Annotated in this window: 17 protein-coding genes and 1 pseudogene; 15 read left to right on the top strand and 3 right to left on the bottom strand. The window is 41.8% G+C overall.

Annotated features, from left to right (window positions below):
* The first annotated feature begins 33 nt into the window (after positions 1–33).
* The 9 genes from MKZ16_RS20290 to MKZ16_RS20250 all read left to right on the top strand — a co-directional run bounded on the left by MKZ16_RS20290 (position 34) and on the right by MKZ16_RS20250 (position 10,043).
* Positions 34–1,488 (top strand): extracellular solute-binding protein, encoded by a 1,455-nt coding sequence (locus MKZ16_RS20290; RefSeq protein WP_036688723.1) that lies wholly within the window; start codon positions 34–36, stop codon positions 1,486–1,488.
* 104 nt (positions 1,489–1,592) lie between these two features.
* Positions 1,593–2,495, top strand: coding sequence for a sugar ABC transporter permease (locus MKZ16_RS20285; protein ID WP_036688721.1), 903 nt, complete (start codon positions 1,593–1,595; stop codon positions 2,493–2,495).
* A gap of 18 nt (positions 2,496–2,513) precedes the next feature.
* Entirely contained in the window at positions 2,514–3,374 is an 861-nt protein-coding gene (locus MKZ16_RS20280; protein WP_036688719.1) for a carbohydrate ABC transporter permease, read from the top strand.
* A complete protein-coding gene (locus MKZ16_RS20275) occupies positions 3,374–4,594 on the top strand; it encodes an anhydro-N-acetylmuramic acid kinase (protein ID WP_076106430.1) in 1,221 nt (406 codons plus the stop codon). Before MKZ16_RS20280 ends, MKZ16_RS20275 begins: the two co-directional genes overlap by 1 nt.
* Positions 4,595–5,566 (top strand): GNAT family N-acetyltransferase, encoded by a 972-nt coding sequence (locus tag MKZ16_RS20270; protein WP_256715534.1) that lies wholly within the window; start codon positions 4,595–4,597, stop codon positions 5,564–5,566.
* Between the two features lie 2 nt (positions 5,567–5,568).
* The gene (locus tag MKZ16_RS20265; RefSeq protein ID WP_076106428.1) at positions 5,569–6,276 is read left to right on the top strand and encodes a PIG-L family deacetylase; all 708 of its coding nucleotides are present in this window, start codon (positions 5,569–5,571) and stop codon (positions 6,274–6,276) included.
* 98 nt (positions 6,277–6,374) lie between these two features.
* Complete coding sequence (locus MKZ16_RS20260; protein ID WP_076100310.1) at positions 6,375–7,517, top strand: DUF1343 domain-containing protein; 1,143 nt, start codon at positions 6,375–6,377, stop codon at positions 7,515–7,517.
* Between the two features lie 17 nt (positions 7,518–7,534).
* Positions 7,535–9,097 (top strand): glycoside hydrolase family 3 protein, encoded by a 1,563-nt coding sequence (locus MKZ16_RS20255; protein WP_076106426.1) that lies wholly within the window; start codon positions 7,535–7,537, stop codon positions 9,095–9,097.
* Positions 9,098–9,125: 28 nt separating this feature from the next.
* Positions 9,126–10,043, top strand: a complete 918-nt coding sequence (locus tag MKZ16_RS20250) for a BadF/BadG/BcrA/BcrD ATPase family protein (protein ID WP_076100313.1) — start codon at positions 9,126–9,128, stop codon at positions 10,041–10,043.
* Positions 10,044–10,139: 96 nt separating this feature from the next.
* Here the strand turns inward: MKZ16_RS20250 and MKZ16_RS20245 are convergent, their stop codons facing one another.
* A complete protein-coding gene (locus MKZ16_RS20245; protein ID WP_076100315.1) occupies positions 10,140–11,348 on the bottom strand; it encodes a GNAT family N-acetyltransferase in 1,209 nt (402 codons plus the stop codon).
* A gap of 236 nt (positions 11,349–11,584) precedes the next feature.
* Here MKZ16_RS20245 and MKZ16_RS20240 point away from each other — a divergent pair.
* The 4 genes and pseudogenes from MKZ16_RS20240 to MKZ16_RS20225 all read left to right on the top strand — a co-directional run.
* Positions 11,585–11,719 (top strand): annotated as a pseudogene (locus MKZ16_RS20240) (PTS sugar transporter subunit IIC); the annotation flags it as partial.
* A gap of 84 nt (positions 11,720–11,803) precedes the next feature.
* On the top strand, positions 11,804–11,998 hold the full coding sequence (locus tag MKZ16_RS20235) for a hypothetical protein (RefSeq protein WP_249267671.1): 195 nt from the start codon (positions 11,804–11,806) through the stop codon (positions 11,996–11,998).
* 406 nt (positions 11,999–12,404) lie between these two features.
* On the top strand, positions 12,405–13,493 hold the full coding sequence (locus MKZ16_RS20230) for a DUF1648 domain-containing protein (protein WP_076106424.1): 1,089 nt from the start codon (positions 12,405–12,407) through the stop codon (positions 13,491–13,493).
* 211 nt (positions 13,494–13,704) lie between these two features.
* Positions 13,705–14,694 carry an aldo/keto reductase family protein gene (locus MKZ16_RS20225; RefSeq protein ID WP_036688702.1) on the top strand — a complete coding sequence of 330 codons (990 nt, stop codon included), beginning with the start codon at positions 13,705–13,707 and terminating at the stop codon, positions 14,692–14,694.
* Positions 14,695–14,702: 8 nt separating this feature from the next.
* Here the strand turns inward: MKZ16_RS20225 and MKZ16_RS20220 are convergent, their stop codons facing one another.
* Positions 14,703–15,602 (bottom strand): LysR family transcriptional regulator, encoded by a 900-nt coding sequence (locus MKZ16_RS20220; RefSeq protein WP_036688700.1) that lies wholly within the window; start codon positions 15,600–15,602, stop codon positions 14,703–14,705.
* 177 nt (positions 15,603–15,779) lie between these two features.
* On the opposite strand from MKZ16_RS20220, the gene MKZ16_RS20215 reads away from it, so the two are divergent.
* Positions 15,780–16,613: a sugar phosphate isomerase/epimerase family protein gene (locus MKZ16_RS20215; protein ID WP_076106422.1), complete on the top strand. Its 834-nt coding sequence runs from the start codon at positions 15,780–15,782 to the stop codon at positions 16,611–16,613.
* A gap of 233 nt (positions 16,614–16,846) precedes the next feature.
* Positions 16,847–19,927 carry an ATP-binding protein gene (locus MKZ16_RS20210; RefSeq protein ID WP_256718370.1) on the top strand — a complete coding sequence of 1,027 codons (3,081 nt, stop codon included), beginning with the start codon at positions 16,847–16,849 and terminating at the stop codon, positions 19,925–19,927.
* On the opposite strand, the gene MKZ16_RS20205 is transcribed toward MKZ16_RS20210, so the two are convergent.
* A complete protein-coding gene (locus MKZ16_RS20205; RefSeq protein WP_076106418.1) occupies positions 19,914–20,459 on the bottom strand; it encodes a CDP-alcohol phosphatidyltransferase family protein in 546 nt (181 codons plus the stop codon). The genes MKZ16_RS20210 and MKZ16_RS20205 overlap by 14 nt on opposite strands.
* Positions 20,460–20,589 lie beyond the last annotated feature (130 nt).

Below are 20,589 nucleotides of genomic sequence, written 5' to 3'. Positions count from 1 at the left end.
GGATGCTATTAATAATTGAGGAGGCTGTTTTCGATGAAAAAAAGATCACGTGGATTAACTCTGTTTTTGTCAGGAATCATGATGGTATCACTATTATCGGCTTGCGGAGGAAACGGAAATAACGCTCCAGCTTCTACAGATTCCGGTAACACAGGAACTAGTAACGGTGGTTCTGAGCCTAAAAAGGATACGATTACAGCACTTTTACCTCCGATATCAGCGAACTATCAAACACGTTTTGCTGATATGGAAAAAGAATTTAATACACTACATCCTAACTTGACTTTGAAAATCGAGCCAGCGAGCTGGGAAGATATGACGCAAAAACTTGATACTCAAGTAAATGCAGGTTCTCCTCCAGATATTGCTTTTATCGGTGCTTCAGGAATTTCGAAATATGCAGCACTTAATGTACTAATCGACCTTAACGGTGCCCTTTCTGATGAAGCCAAGGCAGATTATGACGAAGTTCCATTGAAATATTTCCAACTAGGTGACGCTCAATACGGCCTACCAGCGTATATGGAAATCCACACTATCGGTGGTAACAAACAATTCCTTGAAGAAGCCGGAATTGATTGGAAAAGCATTCAACAAAACGGTTGGACTTATGAAGAGTTCCGTAATGCAATTTCTAAAGGCGTAGTGAAAAATGATAAAGGTGAAACTACTCGTTATGGTTTCGTGTTCGCAACATCTGGTGTAGCATCTAAAGACTATCTAGCTATTCTTGCTAAAACTGCTGGTTTACCAGATTACTTCGATAAAGATCTTAAATATACGTATACAAGCAAAAACTTCTTGGGGCTACTTACATCTATTCGCGAAATGATCAACGATGGTTCTATGCCTAAAGAGCTAAGCTCTATCGATGCTGGTAAACGGTGGAACATGTTCCTAACGGGTCAAACGATGATCACAGGTAAAGGTTTATCTGCATTTGAAAACTCTGCTCGTCTAAACAATGAGAAGATTAAAGCGAACGATGGTTCAGCTGTTGCAGATTCTATTGAAGTTGATTATATTTCACTTCCAGTCCCAACATTCAACGGTGCCGATTATGTCCCTACTTCAATCGTTGATGGTTATATCGCACTTCGTGGTAAAAAAGCTCCATCTGAAGAGCACATCAAAAATATTGCCCTAGCAACGAATTTCTTGTCTTCTGGTTCAATTGCTGCTAACTACAGTAATGAGCTGTTCTTATCACCAATTACTGAATCTGCACGTAATGCAGAAGTACTTGAAAAATTCCCTCGTAACGAAGATAACGTTGCTGCAGGTAAAGCTATGATGGCAAAAGCGCTTCCGGCTCGTACAGATATTCCTACTGATCTGGCTGCTGAAGCATTAAAAATTGAAACAGAAGTTATTATTCCTAAACTACAAGCCTTACTTGCAAATGAGATTGCTCCACAAGAAATGTATGATGCAGTTAAAGCAGCTGCAATTAAATCTTTCGGTAAAGATGGTATTGTAGTTGACTAGTCTGTCGTAGGCTGACATGTGAAAGCTGTGCGTAGCTAGAACGTACAGCTTTCCTTCTAAATTAGCTAGAGCTTGTACTGTTTTTAGAAGAGAGGTGCGACCCAATGAATCAAACGTTGACTAAAAGAAAAAAATTGAAACTCGAAAGTGACTCAGGTTGGGGATACGCGTTTATCGCAGTAGCACTTATTGCGTTTTCTTTATTTACCGCATATCCAGTCATCAATGCTTTTATTATCAGCTTACAAAAATATGGTCCATTAGGATCCACTTTTGTCGGCGTGGATAACTTCGTTAACTCTTTTTCAGATGAACTTTTCTGGAAAGCGCTGAAAAATACGTTAGTATATACGCTATTAACTGTTCCGTTTAATATTCTTCTATCATTTTTAATTTCAATTTTGATTATTCCTTTCAAGAAAAAAACACAAACGATCTTTAAAGCACTATATTACTTGCCAGCCGTAGCATCTGGTGTAGCGCTTTCTGTTGTGTGGCTGTGGATCTTCGATCCGTTAAAATCAGGTATTGCCAATAAGCTCGTGAGTTTTTTAGGTATTGAAAATCAAAACTGGCTTGGTTCCAGTGCAACTGCAATGTTCTCACTTGTATTAATGTCATGGTTATCAAGTCATGGTACAGCAATTATTATTTATATAGCCGCATTACTCGCTATTGATAACAGCTATTATGAAGCAGCTGAAATTGATGGCGCGTCTTTCCTGCAAAAGCTTTGGTTTATCGTTGTCCCTTTCCTTAAGCCAACAACGCTATTCCTACTTGTTACTGGTGTTATCGGTTCCTTCCAAGTATTCCAAAACGCTTATCTTATGACAGGCGGTGGACCAGACCATGCAACAACAATGGTAGGTTTGTTAATCTTTAACAATGCGTTCACATATTTTGAGTTTGGTGAGGCAGCGGCACAATCATTAGTTCTAGCAGCGATTATCGGATTTATCTCATTCCTTCAATTCAAGTTTATAGGTAAAGATGTAGAATACTAGGAAAAGGAGCAGAATACTATGGGTTTGTACAACAATAGCTTAAGAAGCAAAGGGTATCTGTTTATACGTAATGGTGCAAACATTACGTTCCTTATCCTATTTGCCGCAGCTACCATATTCCCGATATACTTTATGGTCATCTCCTCGTTCGGTGATCCGGTAGAAGCTGGTGCAATGAGCTATTCTATCCTACCATCGAAGATTTCATTTGAATCTTATAAATTCTTCTTTAACTTCAGCCCACATACATGGGACTGGTTATTGAACTCCTTTATAGTGGCAGCGTGTATCACGGTATCTAACGTATTTTTTGCTACACTTGCTGGATATGCTTTTGCAAAAATGAAATTTAAAGGGAAAAACATTTTGTTCGCTATTTTGCTGGGATCTATGATGATTCCTGTTCAAGTCACTCAGGTTCCACTATATATTTTGATCGTAAACATTTTTGAATTACAAAATACGTACACAGCGTTGATTATGCCGAGCATAGTAACGGTATACAATATCTTCTTGGTTAAGCAGTTCATGTCCTCCATTCCAGGTGAAATTATTGAATCTGCTAAAATCGAAGGTTGTTCCCAGCCTAAAATCTTCTGGTATATCATTATGCCTCTATCTAAAACAATTATGGCAGTACTAGCAATCCTAACGTTCATGGCGGCATGGAATGACTTTTTCTGGCCGTTCCTAGTAACGAATACGATGGATATGCAAACCATTCAGGTCGGCTTGAAAAACTTTCGCTTTGCGAATACAACTTACTTTGCACCGATGATGGCGGGGGCAACCATTTCAGCAGTTCCAATGTTTATTTTGTTCTTCAGTTTACAAAAATACTTCCTTGAAGGGGTAACAGTTGGAGCGGTGAAAGGTTAATGGACAAACAATCAAAAGTTGATGCAACATACTTAGTTGGCTTGATGTCAGGTACATCAGTAGATGGTATTGATGCAGCAGTAGTTAAGCTTTTCCCATCAGCCGAAAAAGAGCATGGAGTAGAGATTGAATTACTGGCTTTTGAAAACACACCTTTTGAGGTGCAAGTTAGAAACTCCATATTTGAGCTTTTTGATCCCGCTAGCGCTACGATTGATAAGGTTGGCGCAATGAATATGTGGCTTGGCGAATTATACGCCCAAGCCACATTATCCGTTATAGGGAAATGCGGCCTTTCGCCTTCGCAAATATTCGCAGTAGGTTCGCATGGTCAAACAATCTATCATGCTCCGGAAGAGAATGTTATGGGCGGCTATAATCTGCATTGTACTGTTCAGATTGGGGATGGTGCAGTTATCGCCAATCGCACAGGAATTCCTTGCGTATCAGACTTTCGAGTTGCTGACATGGCAATGGGTGGACAAGGAGCTCCGTTAGTACCATTTACCGAATACTTATTGTTTAACAATCCAGAGAAAACAATTCTGATGCAAAATATTGGCGGAATAGGCAATGTGACTGTTTTGCCTGTAAATGCCTCACCGGATGAGGTATTTGCTTTTGATACGGGTCCTGGAAATATGATTATCGATGGCCTTGTATTGCAATTATTTGCACCTATGACCATGGATGTTGATGGCGAAATTGGTGCGGGCGGTCAAGTGATTGATGAGCTATTGAAATGGATGCAGCAGGATAAATATTATAAGATGCCGTTACCAAAATCGACAGGCAGAGAACGGTTTGGCCAACAATACGTGGCACAAATTATTGAAATGATGAAGGTTAATCACTGGAAAGCGGAAGATGTTGTTGCAACAGCTACGTACTTAACTGCCTGGAGCATCGTCGATAGCTATGAACGGTATATTGCACCGCAGCATCAGGCTGAGCAATTGTTAATTGGCGGCGGTGGAAGCTATAACAAGACGCTTTTGCGTGATTTACAACACTTATTTGCACCGCATAACGTGCAGGTGCTGACGCAGGAGGATATCGGTGGTAATAGTGATGCTAAGGAAGCAATTGCTTTTGCTCTGCTAGCGTATTACACGATGGAGCGCTTACCAAACAATATCCCGCTAGTAACTGGAGCTTCACAGCCAGTAGTAATGGGCAAAATTTCCTGGCCCTATATTGGACGTTCACAGGAGGCTTAAATGATGCAAATCAGACCCTTTTCAATTGAAGATCACTCTGCAGTTGTAGAGCTTTGGAATCGTGAGGCTACAAAATATGATTATAAGCCATTTACAGAGCGAGAGTTTCAAGATACATTCATCGACCATCCTTATTTTGACGCTGACTGTATATGGGTAGGCTGTGACGAAAAAGGGATTGTTGGTTTTGCAGCTGGCTGCTGCGGTGACGATCTCCCTCTTGGAGATGTGGCGGGTTATATTACGAGTGTTATTATAGATACCCATGTGGCTTCTCTGGAGCTTTACGATGCTTTTCTATTGCGTTTAGAAAAAAGATTCCAAGAACTTGGGAAAAGACAAGCGGATGTATTGTTTTTCAACCCTGTTAAGCTGAAGTGGAGTATACCAAGTGCACCTCAGCATGAGCATAATAATGCCCCGGGCATCAGTAAGGACCAGCCATTATATGAAGCTTTAATTGCTAGAGGCTACGAAGATCGAGCGAGGCAATGCGGCATGTATTTAAAACTCGGAAGCTTTATAGTTCCCGAAGATATTTTAGATAAGGAAACCAATGCAAATAGCAAGGACTATTACATTACTTCCTATGTCCCTGATTTACATACAGGGCTTGAAGCAACGCTTGCTGCCCTGCAAAATCCGCAGTGGAAGAAGGATGTTGTTACTTATGTGAAGGTTGGCGCACCACTTGTAGTAGCTGTGTACGGCAACGAGGTTGTGGGCTTTGCGGGTCCAATTATTTCGCAGCCTGATGGAAGAGCATTTTTTTGCGGTATCGGAGTGCACCCAGAGCATGAGGGGAATGGCCTTGGCAGTGTATTATTTTTCAGAATGGTTGAAGCTTTTCAAAATGTGGGCTGTCAATATATCTCTCTATTCACTGGAAATAATAATCCGGCTCTTCGAATCTATCAAAAAGCGGGCTTTACTATTGAAAAACAATTTTCTTTATTGCGGAGGGAACTTTAAAGATGAGCGAAAAATTCACAGTATTAGCAATTGGAGCGCATGTTGGTGATGTGGAGCTAGCTTCTGGTGGTGTGCTCGCTAGTCATAGTTTAAAGGGAGATCGCATTGTGACACTAGCGTTAACTGCGGGTGAACGAGGGGTCCCGGCAGGACAGGATATGAAGGAATATCGTCAGCAAAAAGTGAAAGAGGCACAGGTTTTTGCGGATATGCTAGGCGGTGAAGCCATTGTATTCGATGATTATTGTGACGGAGAGTTGCCTGACAATCAAGAAATTCGTATGGAGGTTTGTGATGTAATTCGTCGCGTGAAGCCTAACATTATTATTACACACTGGAAAAACAGTATGCATAAGGACCATGCGCTAACGCATCATATCGTAAATGATGCCCGTTTCTTCGCAAGTCTATCATCCTTTGAACGAGCGCTCCCCGCGCACTTTGCAGCAAGATTATATTACTCCGAAAACTGGGAGGATGCGGTTGATTATGTCCCTTACGTATATGTGGATTTCGATCAAGCGGCATTTGATCTATGGATAGATGCTTTAAGCAAGCATTGGTTTGTGACGAATAGCAAATCTTTCAAATACATGGATTATTATAAAGCACTAGCAGTTGTTCGCGGCTGTGAAGCAAGAAAGACATATGCAGAAGCATTTATGGTGCCAGCTGAAACGGTGAAGGTTAGGCAGTCTAGTCTTTGGTAACTATTCAACTAGCTAAGAGGGAGTGTTTCTATGTATAGCAGGAAACATTCCCTTGTTCTATCCATTTATGCGAAAAAGCAGCTAGGAGGCAGCTTCATATGGTGTTAAATGGGATTGATTCTATAACGAATTATCGTTATTTGTTCGAAGGTAAGCGCGTAGGATTGATTACAGCGCCGACAGGTCTTACGAAGGATTTTGCATCAACGATTACTATATTACATGAAAATTTTAATCTTGCTGCGATGTTTTCACCTGAGCATGGCGTTCGCGGAGATTTGGATGCAGGGGCAGTAGTAGACACTTACATGGATCCTTTTACGAATGTTCCAGTCTATAGCTTGTACCGTAAAGACTCCAAGCGTTTAACAAAAGAAATGCTGAATGAAGTAGACATCATTGTATACGATATTCAAGATGTTGGTGTACGCTATTACACATTTATTTATACGATGCTATATGCACTTGAAGATTGTGCAAATGCAGGTGTGGAATTTGTTGTTCTTGATCGTGTTAATCCGCTTAACGGGGTAACGGTAGAAGGGAATGTCTTGAAGCCCGGCTTCAAATCATTTGTTGGAAATTACGAGCTAGCCGTGCGATACGGCTTAACAGCAGGTGAGGTAGCAACGATGGCAAATGATCAAATGAATTGGAATGCATCGCTGCATGTCGTTCGTTTGGAAGGCTGGGAACGGAGCATGTCCTTCCCGGATACAGGATTAACTTGGGTTCATCCTTCACTTGGAATGCCACGATATGAAACAGCGTTATTATATACAGGAACATGTTTATTTGAAGGCACGAACTGCTCGGAAGGACGAGGCACAACGTTCCCGTTTGAAATGATTGGTGCTCCGTTCATTCAAGCGCAGCAATTGGCAGATGAGATGAATGCAAAAGGTATCCCGGGTGTGCTTTTTCGTCCAGTTTATTTCAAGCCAACGTCATCTAAACATTGTGGCGAGCTATGCGGCGGGGTACAAATTTACATTACAGATCTCCAAGTGCTGAGGCCTTTAGAAGTTGGGGTAACCTTATTATTTACGATAAGAGATTTGTACGAGCAATTTTCATTCCTGCCTCCTGTGAAGGAGGGCTCTCGCCCATTTATCGATTTGCTGGGGGGAGACAGCATGTATCGTACGGAAAATATGCAAGCCAAGCAGCTGCTTGAACAGTTTGCAGCGGAAAGCAAGCAATTTGCAGAAATAACACAGCAGTATCATTTATATCGCTAGAGGAAGGTGAATAATTGATGAGAACAATAGAACATATGAGCTTGCGCGAAAAGATTGGACAAATGTTCGTAACAGGCTTCCCTTCAACCGAGATCACTCCTGAGCTGAAGGAAGTTATTGAGCATTATAAAGTGGGCAATATTATTTTATTCTCACATAATATCGACAATAAATATCAATTAGGCCAGCTTGTTACTGAGCTGCAGCAATGGTACACGACACATACTGGTATCCCGGGTTTTATTACGATCGACCAAGAAGGCGGTCGAGTCACTCGTATGCCTAAAGACGCGACCAATGTTGCTGGAGCCATGGCAATTGCTTCTTCAGGACGACCTGAAAATGCGTATGCAGCAGGCAGAATGACTGCCAGAGAATTGAAAGCATTAGGTATTAATTTTAATCTAGCTCCAGTTATGGACGTTAACAATAATGCATTGAATCCAGTCATAAATGTTCGTTCATATGGTGATTCTGTTGCAACAGTATCCCAGTATGGAATTCAAATGATGAAGGGATTGCTCGATGGAGGCGTCATGTCCTCACTTAAGCATTTTCCAGGTCATGGTGATACAAATGTCGATTCACATATTGGCTTGCCTAGCATTGAAAAAACACTTGAGGAATTAGAGCAGCTTGAGCTGCTGCCGTTTAAGGCAGCAATTGAGCAAGGAGCTCAAGCGATTATGAGTGCACATATTTTATTTCCGAAAATTGAAAAATCCGGTGTGCCCGGAACTATGTCTCATACCATTATTACAGAGATATTAAAAGGAAAATTAGGATATAAAGGGTTAGTTGTATCGGATTGTTTAGAAATGGACGCGATCAAACGATACTATGGTACGGCAAAAGGAGCGTTAGGAGCTGTTAAAGCAGGTATTGATTTGGTATTCATTAGTCATACTCCTGAGACAGTGAAGGAAGCGATTCATTTGATCGAAGAAGCTGTAGCCACCGGTGACTTGGATGAAGCGCTAATTGATGCAGCTGTTACAAAAATTTTAGCTTATAAAGCACAATATGCGACGATTGAGGAGCTAGATTATGAACTAGTTGGCTGCGATGTACATCGCCGAGCAAATGAGCTAATGCGTACGGAAACGATCTGCCTCATTAAAGGTGAGCTCCAGCCCATTCATACCGGTGACGAGCAAGTGTTATTTATGGGTTCCTATTCATACCGCACCGATCTTGCGTCCAGCAGCTTGAATCAAGCTCTTAGCTTTCCGCAATATATGGGGGAGCATTTTAATACAGCTTATGAGATTATCGACATTGACCCGAGTGAGGAGCAAATCAACGCTGCGCTGCCAAAGGTACAAGGCTACAAGCATATTGTTATCGGCTTGTTTAATGCGCGTGAAAACAAAGGTCAGCTTGCGCTTGTTCAGAAGCTGCTGGCAGCAGGCTGCAAAGTAACGGCCATTACATTAGGTCGCCCGTATGATTTACCGTTAATCGAAGGCGAGTTCTGCGGAATTGCGGCATTTGAGTATACACTTGATGCATTCAAATCACTCCTTCCAATCCTAAATGGTGAGGTTGTACCCACCGCCAAGATTACGATACAGATGTAGATAAAAAGTACAACAAGGGGACATAGGTATGGCATTTATCGTTGGAATTGATGGGGGTGGCACGAAAACAGCTGTCACCATTACGCATGACCAGGAAGACTCTTTATTCACCTTTACTGTAGGGCCTATTAATTATAACGGTGGTGATGCTGATGCTATTGCCGCTTCCTTTGAGAAAATTTTTAGTCAAATGAAGCTCTACTGCAGTAATTTACAAGAAGTTGCTCATATATGTATAGGTGCGGCAGGAATAAGTAATCCGCTGGTCATCAATTTTTTGGAGCAGCATGTGAGAAATAACGGTTATATCGGGCCATTAACGATTACTGGCGATCAAGAAACCGCATTATACGGGGCACAAAATGCGATGCAAGGCATCATTCTCATTGCCGGTACAGGATCGATTTGCTTTGGGGTCAATGAAAAAGGAGAGCAGCATCGCACAGGAGGTTTTGGTCATCTGATTGATGACGAGGGAAGCGGTTATAGTATTGGGCGCGATCTATTATCCGGATTAGTTCAAGTGGAGGACGGAAGAATAACCGATACGGTCATCCCAGCGATGGTATATGAGCAGCTTGGATTAAGCACTGTGAAAGAGATTATTGGCTTTGTTTATGATAAAAATACGACGAAAAAAGATATTGCGCAGCTCGCACCGATTATGACGACCGCATGCGAGAAGGGCGATGCACATGCAATAGCGTTAGCGGAGAAATGTGCAGCCAATCTATATGAGCTTGTTGTGCCTGTTATTGAACGGCTTAAGCTATATGAAAGTCCGATTGCGATTGCAGGAAGTGTGCTGCAAAAGTCTCGCTTTGTGAAAGAAGCCTTGGAGCGAAAGCTCGCACAGAGCTACCCGCAAACAAAGTTGATTTTGCCGATTAAGGATGCAGCCTACGGTGCTGTCCTGTTAGGAAGATCAAAAAAGAACAACGACTAGTTTTTGTCGCTATGGAAAAATAAGGGTGTGTCATAAGTCCGAGCAGTTGGACTTGCGACACACCCTTATTTTAAAATGGTAGGAATCAAAAATGGCTTAAAATTTATCAGTCAAATAAAACACGGCTTGTTGTTTCGGAAATAGAGCTTGAAGGATGTTAGCGTGCTCAGTACTGTCCTTTGCTGCGCCTGCTTCATTATAGCCGAACATGATATAAGTCATTAGCTCGCGTTCATCTACTTCTATTGAAGTATAGGGATTGGTATGATTACTAGCATCGGAAACAGAAAGCTGCTTTTGCTTATAATCCAAGTAGATACAGTCCTCATTACTGCGAAGTGCAATATGCAGCTCCTGGTCTGCAATTATGTTGCTACGGTTTAGGCGATCTTCTAATTCAGGCTGAAGCTTATGGAAAGTTGAACTGAGATTGATCATTTTCCACATCGCCATATTGATTTGAATTGAATTAGCTTGATGCTGTTGGTAATAGGAATATAGCTTATGGTCCTCTGGGAGCATCGCTAATATTTGCTTTGCATTTTGACGCAGCTGACATAAGGCATGAAACAAAGCTTCAACGCCGTTTTCGGCTTCGTTCAAATACAATAATTCATTAATAAATACTTGTTCAGTATCTTTCTTTTCAATGATGCCATAAGCGACGATTTTTCCATTTCTGCGAAGGAGCAAGCAGTCAACTTTCTTCCATTCCGGCCAGGTCAATAAATCATTCCAATACGTTCTACTTCGGATCACGGTGTAGGTACGATTCTTATTGAATTGTTCATAGATGAAACGGATATCATCGAGATAACAGGCTTCAAAAGGAATGATTTCATCACTGTTTTGCTGCTGCTCCAAACTTGCTGGTTTTTCAATTGCGAAAGCAGTCTCCGGAATAAGTCTCCAGCCAGCCTTTTCATAAAACGCATGCTTGCTAGCCAAAAGCAAGCTTATATCATAATCGGTTTCTTTCATATAGTTGGTCTGCGCATGAAGAATTTTGTGTGCAAGCCCCAGCCCGCGGTAATTTAGATCTGTACCGACACTCCCCATTGCACCTGTTTTCAAGATCGCTTGACCGACTCTAATATGAAACGGGAAAATTTGTACATTGGATGCAATCTTACCGTCTACCATCGCAAACCATGTTGTATCTGGATCATATGTGGTGTCGAGGTCTAATCTTTCTTGGAAAAAAGCTCGGCCTACGGAAAAGCATTCATCTAAAATATCGTAAATCTTTTCAAGCTGCTCTCTAGTTGGATGGTTCATTACGATGATGTTTGGTGTCGTCGTCATCTTTCATTTCCTCCTGCGCCGTAATGTTGGGATAAATTTAATAAATGAAAAAAAACGGTTTTTTTTTTTTGAAATTTAATTTCTTAACTTATAGTTTAATGTTGAAAAAAAAATTCGTCAATAATGGAACGTGTGGAATCATAGAAGTGATACAAAATTTAGATTGCTCAATATAGTCTAAATGAGTATTAGGAAAATAGCGACTTCGGCTGAGCAATTACAAAGCACAAAGCGCACAAATGAAGGCGCAGCTTAAAAAGAAGAATGATAAACCGTTCAAGAAATTTTTGCGAAAAATCGGAAATATTTTCATACCATTGATTCCTGCATTTGTTGGAGCGGGTTTAATTGCGGGGAAGTATGATTTCGCAAATTGAGCTAGACTTAAATGAATTGCCAGAATCAGAGAAAAAGTAGCGGAGTACATTCTTGCAAATGCTAAAGAAGTGCTGCATATGACCATACATGAGTTAGCGACAAAAGCGGAGGCAAGCAGTGCGGCGGTTGTTCGTTTTTGCAGGTCGCTAGGAATAGATGGTTTCCCTGCACTGAAAATCCGATTATCAGCGGAAGTAGAAAATACGCCGTATGTTGGCTATTTTGATGTTGAATCGAATGAAACGGTGCATTCTATCATTGATAGTGGATGAAATGAAGCGTCCTATTTATCGAGCGATTGTAGAGAAATATCTTAATGGAACAAACCTGAGCAAGTACTATATTAAGCATGGAAGGACTTATTTATACTCTGACGAAGTAATCCGCACCATTGCAGATACGAGGCGAGTCCTTTACCTACACAGAATTTCAAACAGATGTACTTGCCATAATTCAGTTGTCAGATGAGTAGCTCTGCGTAGCGAAAAACTGGATAAATTGTTAATTTCACCCCTATATTCACTAAAATCGATTATAATAAAATTTATGTTCAAGCCGATTACCTATCCTAAGTTAATAGGATAATCATACGCAAAAAGGCATAGTGATGAATCGCCTATGCTATAAGGGTTATAGAGTTTTCAAATACACACTTATGTATAAGAGGAGGCGAATGATATGACGATAATGCCTGTTATAGTAATGATCTTAGTATTTGTACCTGCCATTGTACTCATGGTAAGCATGCCTTATTTAACAAGAGAGACGATTAGTTTTGGGGTCACCGTCAGCCCTGTACAATTCCATAGTGAGCCTCTGCGCCAGATGCGGAAGTCATATGCTAGGATTAGTGCTACCTTACATACCATCCTATTCATTATTTGTATCCTCTGTCTAATATACGGTGATGAACATTCCAAGCAACCAAGTTGGATCATTGTCACTTATTCACTCGCCATGGTCGTAATCTCCCTAGTCATAAACATTAGCTATTATTTCAAAATGAAAAGTTTACTACCTATGCTGCCTATTGCTCTGGAACCATCGATCATGGCAGTGGACACTGGATTTCGGAAAAGAAACATTGGCTTGTCTAATAAATGGTTCCTCATTCATGTTTTAATTATTGTTGTTACTATTGTAAATGTGCTACGCAACTACGATCTGATTCCTGATCAGATTCCGATCCATTACAACAGCAGTTGGAACGTAGACGGCTATGCAGCTAAATCTTATAGTTCTGTGTTTATGCCTACGATCATGCAAGTGTTCATAACACTTTTGTTCATATTTGAGAATTGGAGTATTCGCAGAGTGAAGCAGCAGGTTCAACCCAATGATCCTAACCGTTCCATCAGACAAGACGCAACTTACCGCCGTACTTGGTCATATTTTATGCTTACAGCAAGCTTCTTAATAGTTATCCTGTTTTCCGTCGTGCAACTAAATATGATATCTCAGCTTAACATGAATTTCGCTATCCCTATTATCCTAATCATAATAGCCCTTATCATCCTATACGCCTTGGCCTTAACGTTCTGGGCTGGTCAGGGTGAAAGCCGCTTGGAGCGATCTGCCAATAGCTCCAATGTCAGACCTGTCCATGATGATGATAAATGGCTATTAGGTATGATTTATTTCAATAGCAAAGATCCAAACCTAATCGTCAAAAAAAGGCTCGGAGTCGGCTGGGGATTAAATTTCGGTCACCCAGTAAGCTGGCTGTTTTGGCTCGGAATTATTGTACTGTTAGTTGTGGTGCGGTAACAAGGCTTGGAGGTTAATACTCACCGGAGTATTGGCGAAGGTAGAGTTTCGAAACAGAATATTTACCGAGAAAAACGCCTAAAGGGCGTTTTTTTATTATCTTTAAGTGTCTCAGTAATATCTATTTTGAATTAAACTGCATATTAAAGAGTATTTCTCGTATTAATATCTCTTTGTTACAATCAGATTGTTATCTAAAGGAGGGTATAAAATGAACTATCGCAAATTAGGAACTAGTGGCTTACATCTAAGTGAGATTGCTTATGGTAATTGGATTACACATGGTGCTCAAGTGGACAATGATACTGCCCATGCTTGTGTTCGCGCTGCATTGGATGTAGGGATCACAACATTTGATACTGCAGATGTATATTCCGATACGAAAGCTGAGATGGTGCTGGGCCAAGCATTAAAAGGAGTGCACAGAGCTGATATCGAATTGTGTACCAAGGTGTGCCATCCCACAGGGACGGGGCGTAACGCAAGAGGTCTGTCTCGCAAGCATATTATGGAGGCGTGCCATGCTTCACTGAACAGATTACAGACCGATTATATTGATATCTATTATGCGCATCGCTTTGACGCAACAGTATCCCTTGAAGAGACCTTTTTGGCTTTTTCGGATCTGGTGCGTCAAGGTAAGATTCTCTATGTCGGGATAAGTGAGTGGACGGCGGATCAGATAGCAGAAGGTGCTAGTTTGGCGAGGGAATTGAAGGTGCCATTGGTGGCTAGTCAACCTCAATATTCGATGTTATGGCGTGTGATGGAGACGGAGGTAGTTCAAGCTTGTGAGCGGGAAGGGATTGGACAGGTGGTCTGGTCACCGCTTGCTCAAGGGATTCTTTCAGGTAAATATATGCCAGGGCAACCATTGCCAGAGGGTTCTCGTGCTTCAACCGCTGCGGGCTCACCATTTATGAATAAATTGGCGGGTCAGTGGCTTCGGACTGAGGTGCTTGAGGCGGTCTCGAATCTCTCTTCCATCGCCAGTGAAGTTGGGTTGACGCTTCCGCAGTTGGCTATAGCATGGGTGTTGCAAAATACACAAGTCTCCTCTGCAATTATTGGGGCATCCAAGCCTGAGCAGGTTATAGAAAATGCCAGAGCTGCGGGAGTTCGTCTGGATAGGGAAGTAATGTTGGAAATCGATAGGGTGCTAGAAGGACTCGTTGAACGTGATCCTAGAAAAACGGGCTGAATATTATATTATTCACCATTAATAGCTTCTGAACTCATTTGTCCTATGATCTCTAGTAACGCGGATAAGGAGGCACGATCGCAATCGGTTCTCCAAGCGGCATAAAGGGGAATCGATGGTGTGCTTTCTTCAAAGGGACGAAATGCGACACCTTCACGCTGAAAAATAGCAACTGAAGAGGGCACAATGGAAACTCCAAGATTAGCAGCTACCAAATTTACAATGGTGTACATCTGAATGGCTTCCTGTACAACATTCGGATACATGTCGTGTTGGGCGCAGAAGCTCATAATGAGGTCATGAAAAGGAGCTCCTAAATGACGCGGGAACGATATAAACGGCTCTAAAGCTAAAGAGCGAATGGATAACACCGGTAATTGAGATAGGTGATGCTGCTCTGGCAAAACGGCAATAAGCGATTCATTGACTAAGGGACGATGGCCGATATGTTTGCCCGACTCTGTATAACGTACAAATCCAATGTGAATCGTTCCTTCATGTAAAGCCTGCCATTGCTGAGCAGACGTCATCTCATGTAATCTGAGTTGTACTTGTGGATAACGTTCCCGAAACATTTTTAACATATTAACCAATACTCCACCAGCTGCAGAATCTATAAATCCAATGTTCAAATGTCCGATAATTCCTTGATCGACTAATTGTGTTGTTTTAATAGAGCGTTCCAGTTGAGATAAAATGGATTTAGCCTCCTCTAGAAATACTGCCCCCGCTGGCGTGAGACGAACTTGTCTTTTGTTCCGTTCTAATAGTTTCACACCAATCTCATTCTCCAGAGCTTGAATTTGCTGGCTTAAGGGAGGCTGCGTCATATTTAGCTTCTCTGCTGCACGGTTAAAATGAAGTTCCTCTGCTACTGCGATAAAGTATTGTAACTTTTTTATGTCCATACTGTTCAATCTCCCTTGAAATGCTTCTTCAAGCAAGTATAAGGATCTTTAAAGAAAAATGAAAGGAATGACATGTCCTCTGAGGTGTTTTATTCGAGTGCCAAATGCGCTAGACTTGGAATGGGTAACCAGAACAATGATGTACTGTTTGATTGGTCATAAAGGGGGAGAACGACGATGATAAGAGGATTAACAACAGCAGGTTTGGGTGAGATTAGTTCCAATGAAGAATACATCAGACTTGCGAGCCAATTCGGGTTTCGGTCCATAGACGTCAATCCATTAGAGTTGGTACAGCAATATGGCAAGGATGGGGCAGTTCAATTGTTGGAAAGTCATGGCGTCATGCTAGGATCTTTTGGTTTGGAGGTAGATTGGCGCACGACAGAGGATAGCTTTAGGGAGAGTCTGAAATCGCTTACCCAGATGGCTGAGGCCGCTGCTGACTTAAAGTGCACCACATGCTGCACATATATTTTACCTTCGACTGATCTTCCGGTCGCACCGTTTATGATTGCAGCCACTAGACGTTTAAGACTATGTGCAGAAATATTAGGCGCTTATGGTATTTCGATAGCCTTAGAGTTCGTTGGCCCTCATCACTTACGTACACAATGGGCAAATCCGCTGATCTGGACGATGCATGATACGTTGAACTGGATAGACACCATTCAAGTGAGAAATATCGGCTTGTTGCTGGATTCCTATCATTGGCATACAAATGGATTAACAAGTGAGGATCTGCTGAAATTACAACCGCATCAAATCGCGTATGTCCATATCAATGATGCTAAACCTCTGCCCATAGAAGAATTGCTTGATTTTGATCGATTGTATCCAGGGGAAGGGGCTATTGATCTTACAGGCTTCCTGGGAAGCCTTACAAAGATCGGGTATACCGGCGTTATCGCCCAAGAAGTGCTGGCACCAGCCTCCGCACACAGTTCATCTGAATTATTTTCCCGTTCCAAAGCAGGTTTCGATAAAGTATTCTCATTGCTAGAAATCTAAACACATCGAACCCTACATTAGAAGAAGCGTTAAGGAAGAAATCAACTATCTGCTCTATGGGATAGTTGATTTTTTTCCTCTAAACATAGGATTACATACGTCTATAGGCCTCTTAATATAGTATAATCATACTGTATTGCACAAAGTTGGAGATAGGGATATAGCACTATTAAATACTATTGACGAATGAGGAGTCTATGAGAACTTCGGAGAATAAAATTAAGTTAAGTCATATGTTGTACATAGTAGTATTCATCTGCCTGCTGATTGCAATACGCTGGAGCTGGTACAATCATTTTACTTTATCCAATGCCCCGGTAGTGGAGCAAGGTGTGCTCGATTTGCGGGGAGTAGACCTTGAATCACTAAGCTCTTTTCCATTGGATGGAGAATGGGAGTTTTATCCTCAACAATGGGTGAATGCCGCCAATATGGATCGTATTTTAAAAGGTCGGATGCTTCAGGTGCCGGGTAATTGGAGTACCGCATTTAATCCTTCAGAGCAAAAGAAGGCATATGGATACGGAACTTATCATTTGCGGATTCTGCTAGATCGCCCCTTGTCTGAGCCACTTAGCTTTTGGTTCCAATCCATCTATACTTCTTCTGAAGTGGAGATTAATGGAACAATTCTCTCACGGTTTGGAGTGTTATCTGACGAGAAGGAAGAGCATGTTTATGTGACGAAAGCATTCTTAATCAGTTATACACCTACAGATCAGAAGCATCTGGATCTGTTTGTCCGGACGTCAAACTATGAGTCTCCACTAAAAGGGGGCATAATTCGGTCCGTGGAGTTTGGCATTCAACATGAGGTAGACACTATATACTGGAATTCCATTGGCTTGCAGCTAGTCGTAGGGGTCATGCTTCTTCTACATGGGTTGTATTTATTGATTATCTATCTGATGGATGTACGAAAAACAGAGCTGATTATTTTTTTCCTAATGATGGTCGCTGCGGCTGTATCCATTGGGGTTGAACATAATGGACTGTTGTTCCGGTTTCTTCATGTTGATTTTGCCTGGATGTTGAGGTTAAAGGTTCTTTCGTATATAGGGTTTTGTCTATTCCTTTTATTGATGGGAAGAGAACTATTGGGGAATCGACGGAAAGGCAAGGCGTTTTATAGTTACATCCTGTCAGTTCTCATTTTTACTTTATTTATTATTGTAGGTCCTGAAGAGGCAGTGTTATATATCATCGGAAAAGGGTATTACATGATCCTGTATTACGTTCCAGTGTGTTGGACGGTATATTATTTTTGGAAGATGGTATCCTTACGAGCTGAAGGTGCTCTATTTTTATTGTTTTCAGTGTTAGCAGTACTAAATAATATGTTGTGGGGGGCTGTCTACTATGCCGGTAGCTCACAATTTATGTTTTATCCCGTAGATTTAATTGCTGCCCTTGCCGCATTTTCCGCCTATTGGTTTAGGAGATATTTTCATCAATCCCATCAAAATGTGTTACTGAACGCTCAATTGGCGGAATCCAATAAATTAAAGGACCGTTTTCTAGCCAATACATCACATGAGCTGCGCACTCCACTGCATGGGATTATGAATATTGCCCAAAGTGTGTTAACAAGAAAAAAACATGTGCTGGATGAAGAGAGCCAGCGTGACATGGAATTGCTAATTATGGTCAGTCGCCGGATGTCGCTTATGCTGAATGACTTGCTTGATGTTGTGCGATTGCAGGATAAGCGGATTGTGATGAATATAAAGGTCTTGCAAGTGAGGTCATTGGCTGAAGGTGTACTGGATATGTTACGCTTCTTAACCGGTGGGACGAAGGTAGAGCTTCGAATGTCTATAGATGAGAAACTGCCTCGTGTTTATGCGGATGAGGAGCGATTGGTGCAGATTCTGATTAATTTAGTTCATAACGCACTAAAGTACACCGAACAGGGAAGTGTTGAACTGGCCGCAGAACAAGTAGGTGGGGATGTATGGATACATGTTACGGATACAGGAGTAGGTATGGATGAAGCTTTGAAAAAGCGTGTTTTTATGCGCTATGAACAAGGGGCTTACGGTCAAGGCGGCATTGGGCTGGGACTTAGCATCTGTAAGGAGCTGGTCGAACTGCATGGCAGTGAATTATTGCTGCAATCGCAGCCGGGTCAGGGAAGTAAGTTCAGCTTCAAATTACCTGTAGCTAAAGGGGGCCTGCAGTCATCTATTCCAGATGTTCATACAGAAAAAGATTCGGATCCGTTGTCACCATTCAGCACGTGGATAACTGCTGAGAAATCAGCTATGGTGGCTGCCACCTATAATACAAAGGAAGTAGAGGCACTCTCGAAGCTCGATACAGACGCTGACATCATACATGTGCTGGCGGTTGATGATGATTCGGTCAATTTAAAAGTTCTGCAAAATATTTTATCAGATGGAGCTTATCGGATTGATACAACGACTTCAGCCCGTGAGGCGCTGGATATGTTGCATCATGAGCAGTTTGATTTGGTTATCGCTGATGTGATGATGCCGGGCATGTCTGGTTATGAATTGACAAGATTGATACGCGAGCGGTTCACGATGTATGAACTTCCTATTATTCTATTGACCGCTCGCAGTGAGCAGGAGGATGTCTACGCAGGTTTCTTGGCTGGCGCTAATGACTATGTAACCAAGCCAGTAGATGCCATAGAATTGAAGTATCGTGCTTCGTCGCTCACTTCTATGAAGCAAGCAGTCAATGATCGTTTGAGAATGGAGGCTGCTTATTTACAAGCGCAGATCCATCCACATTTTCTCTTTAATACATTAAATTCGATTATGTCCTTGAGTGATTTTGACACTGTCAAAATGAAAGATCTTTCAGATGCGTTCACTACTTATCTGCGGATCAGCTTTGACTTCTTAAATGCAGGCAAACTTGTTTCGCTGTCGCAAGAGCTGGAGCTGGTCGAGAATTATGTATATATCCAGCAGCAGCGTTTTGAGGAGAGGCTGCAAGTTGAATGGGAAGTAGACGCGAATCTCCAGCTTCTAATTCCTCCGCTGACGATTCAGCCACTGGTCGAGAACGCCGTCCGGCATGGGATCTTAAGTCGGGCAAAAGGTGGAACCTTGCGTATTCACATCGAGACACATGCGGAGGCTGTTCATTTTATCATTGCAGATACGGGGATTGGAATGGATGAAGCTCAAGTCAGCAAGTTATTACAGCCCAAAAGTCTTAAGGATCAAGGAATTGGTCTCCTTAATACAGATCGGAGATTAACACAATTATATGGACAAGGCTTGAAGATTCAAAGTATTCCTGGGGTGGGAACTACAGTGTCTTTCATTATTCCTGATTAGGATGGTTGTAAAACCATCCTTTTCTGTCCAGCTGTAATTGAGTGGATGTGATTTGGATGATCAATTCTTCCACGGCGGATAAGGTTGCAATTATACAGACAATGGTTGTCCAAATGGTGTGGGTACTATGGGAAAGCCATAAAGGAGTTATAAATAAGAGGAGCCCGGTAAGTTTATTGCCGTAGGTATGGATGCTTGCGTAAGTTTTGAATCTCCGGAGGGCGATCCCTATCGATGTTATGCGGATGACCGCGATCAAGAAGATCCATAAGATGAATTCGAGTGCAAGACCCAGAAACGGATACAAAGTAAATAAGCAGATCCCGATTAGTATCGTGTCGGCAGCAGAATCCAGCTTTGCTCCGAGATGACTTGTTGTGCCTGATTTTCGGGCAATTGGACCATCTATCAGATCGGTGACTCCGCAAAGGATATAAATTACAAGAAAGGCCGAACTTAGGGGCTCGAAGAATAACAGCATGATTGCCAAAATAATTCTGCCAAGTGTAATACAATTAGGTATAACTTTCAACTTCAATCCCACCTTTGTTCATGACCTCATTTAATTTTATTGTACCAGAGGCAGAGTATATGCTATATGCTATATGCTATTTGGAAAAGGATTATAAGATAGTATTGAAGAAGTAGTGAAGTAGAAGTGT

This window comes from Paenibacillus sp. FSL R5-0928 (assembly GCF_037970385.1).
In the GTDB taxonomy this organism is placed as follows: domain Bacteria; phylum Bacillota; class Bacilli; order Paenibacillales; family Paenibacillaceae; genus Paenibacillus_AQ; species Paenibacillus_AQ odorifer.
Note: the sequence above shows the minus strand (reverse complement) of the source record. Positions and strands in the feature narration are given on the sequence as shown.